The 2,827-nt window shown below is 69.0% G+C and carries 2 protein-coding genes; both read left to right on the forward strand.

Translation table 11 applies throughout. The annotated features are described in order from the left end of the window. A partial coding sequence (locus tag I73_RS09125; RefSeq protein WP_022980327.1) for a 3'-5' exonuclease occupies window positions 1-1,533 on the forward strand: 1,533 nt, incomplete at its 5' end. A gap of 27 nt (window positions 1,534-1,560) precedes the next feature. Further along, window positions 1,561-2,827: hypothetical protein (locus tag I73_RS09130; RefSeq protein ID WP_026096508.1), on the forward strand; the 1,267-nt coding region annotated here is incomplete at its 3' end.

Below are 2,827 nucleotides of genomic sequence, written 5' to 3' on the forward strand. Positions count from 1 at the left end.
CGCAACTACCGCAGCTACCGCTACATCCTGGACGCGGCCAATGCGCTGATCGCGCACAACAGCCGGCGCCTGGGCAAGAACCTGCGCACCGAAGCGGGGCCTGGCGAACCCGTGCGGGTGCAGGAGAACGCCAGCGACTTCAACGAGGCCCAGTGGGTGCTGGAAGAGGCTCAGCAGTTGCACCGCGGCGGCATGGCGCGCCACGAGATCGCCATCCTCTACCGCAGCAACGCCCAGTCGCGGGTGATCGAATCGGCGCTGTTCAACGCCGGCATCCCCTACCGCGTCTACGGCGGCATGCGCTTCTTCGAGCGGGCGGAAATCAAGCACGCGCTGGCCTATCTGCGCCTGATCGAGAACTGCCACGACGACACCAGCTACCTGCGGGTGGTCAACTTCCCCACGCGCGGCATTGGTGCGCGCACGCTGGAACAGCTGCAGGACGCCGCCCGCCAGACCGGCCGCAGCCTGTGGCAGAGCGTGGGCGCGGTGGGCGGCAAGGGCGGTGCCAACCTGGCCGGCTTCAATGCGCTGATCGATGGCATGCGCAACGAGACCCAGGGCCTGACGCTGCGCGAGATCATCGAGCACATGCTGCACCGCTCCGGGCTGGTGGACTTCTACCGCACCGAGAAGGAAGGCGCCGACCGCATCGAGAACCTGGAGGAACTGGTCACCGCGGCCGAGGCCTTCGTCACCCAGGAAGGCTTCGGCAAGGACGCCGTGGCCCTGCCGGTGGACGAGTTGGGCCCGGGCACCATTGCCGCGCCGCGTGAGCCCGGTGTGCCCGAGGCACCGGCCCCGGTGGACCTGACGCCCGACGCCGAGACCGGCGAGATCATGAGCCCGCTGGCGGCCTTCCTGACCCATGCGGCCCTGGAGGCCGGCGACAACCAGGCCCAGGCCGGGCAGGACGCCATCCAGCTGATGACCGTGCACTCGGCCAAGGGCCTGGAATTCGACGCGGTGTTCATCACCGGGCTGGAAGAGGGCCTGTTCCCGCACGAGAACGCGCTGTCCGACGCCGACGGGCTGGAGGAGGAGCGGCGCCTGATGTACGTGGCCATCACCCGGGCCCGCCAACGCCTGTACCTGAGCTTCAGCCAGACGCGGATGCTGCACGGCCAGACCCGCTACAACGTCAAGAGCCGCTTCCTGGACGAGCTGCCCGAGAGTGCCCTGAAATGGCTCACGCCGCGCACCCAGGGCTTTGGCTCGGGTTTTGCAAGGGACTACCAGGCGGCCTGGCAGCGCGGCAGTGGGCTGGGTTCCATGGTGGGCGCCGGGCGGCGCAACACCGGCTGGCAACCCCAGGCTGAGCCGCCCGTGCCCGCTGCGATGAAGGCGGCCGCGGCCGAGGCCGCGGGCCATGGGTTCAAGGTGGGGCAGTCGGTGTTCCACGCGAAGTTTGGTGAAGGAGTGGTGGTGACCTTGGAAGGATCGGGTCCGGATGCCCGGGCCCAGGTGAACTTCGGGCGGCATGGCGCGAAGTGGCTGGCGCTGTCGATCGCCAAGCTGACCCCCATCGACTGAGATCGAGGCTGTTTCCAACCCGCTGTCGTGAAGTTCGCCGCCGTCTTCCCGCGTGCGCTGTGCGCGCACCTGCTGCGTCACCTGAGCCTGGTGTGCTTCGCCCTGGGCGGGGTTGCCGCGGCGGGCGCGGTGGAGCCGGTCGTGCGGGCGGGCGATGACCTGGCGCAGTTGGAGTACGAGGCCCGGGCCCATCCGACCGAGGTGGCCCGCAAGCTCGAATTGCTGCTGGCCCAGGCCACCGAGCCCTCGCCGCGGCGGTTGGAGATTCTGCGGCTGCTGACGGGCCTGCGCATCAACCTGGCCCAGCCCGATGCTGTCGGCCCCCTGTTGCAGCAGGTGCGTGAGCTGACTCGCCAGGGACCGGCCCAGCTGCGCCGCGATGCCGAGGTGGCCAGCAACTGTCTGCAGGGAAGTCTGGTGCGTCTGCAGGGCACCCTGTCCCGGGCGGATGAACCGCTGGAAGAGGCCATGCGCCTGCTGGATGCCAACACCTCGGTGTCCATCCACATGTCCTGTCTGGTGATCCACGCCTCTGTCGAGGAGAACCTGGGCCATTTCGACGCGGCGGCCCGCCTGACCCAGCAGGCCTTGCGCTTGGTGGAGCGTGGTCAACCCTGGCGGCGCAGCGAACTCCTGAGCGGCTTGGCCTACACCTATCTGCGGGCGGGGCAGCGCGAGCGGGCCCACCACCTGAACGACGAGGCCAAGGCGTTGGCCCAGGCCACCGAGGACTGGGTGTCCCTGTCCGAGGCGGCCACCGTGGAGTCCATCCTGCTGTCCGACGAGGGGCAGGAGGCACAGGCCCTGAAGGCGCTCAGCCAGTCGATCCAGTACGCACGGCAGGCCGGCGACCAGTTCAGCGTGGCCATGGGCCTGGCCAACCTCAGCGACCACTACCTGCGCCAGGGCGACTACCGGCAGGCCTACACCCAGGCCCAGCAGGCGCTGCCGCTGGCCCGTCAGCTGCGCTCCAGCGAGATCGAGCAGTTGGCCTACTTCAACACCGGGCTGGCCCTCATCGCCATGCGGCGCAAGGACGAAGGCATGTCCCTGGTGCGGGAGGTGCTGGACCAGCAGCGGCGGGCCGACGAGGTGGTGCCACAGGCCGAGGAACTGGCCGACCTGGCCCACTATCTGGAGAAAGCGGGCTATTTCTCCGAGGCCCTGCAGGTCTACCGGGAACACCGTGCCATGTCGGAGCAGGCCTTCCAGCGCAGCCAGCAGAAGGCGCTGGTGGAGTTGCAGGAGAGCTTCGACGCCGAGCGCCGCAAGCACGAACGCAGCCTGCGACCGA

The sequence above is a fragment of the Ideonella sp. B508-1 genome, from assembly GCF_000333615.1.
Lineage (GTDB): Bacteria > Pseudomonadota > Gammaproteobacteria > Burkholderiales > Burkholderiaceae_C > Ideonella.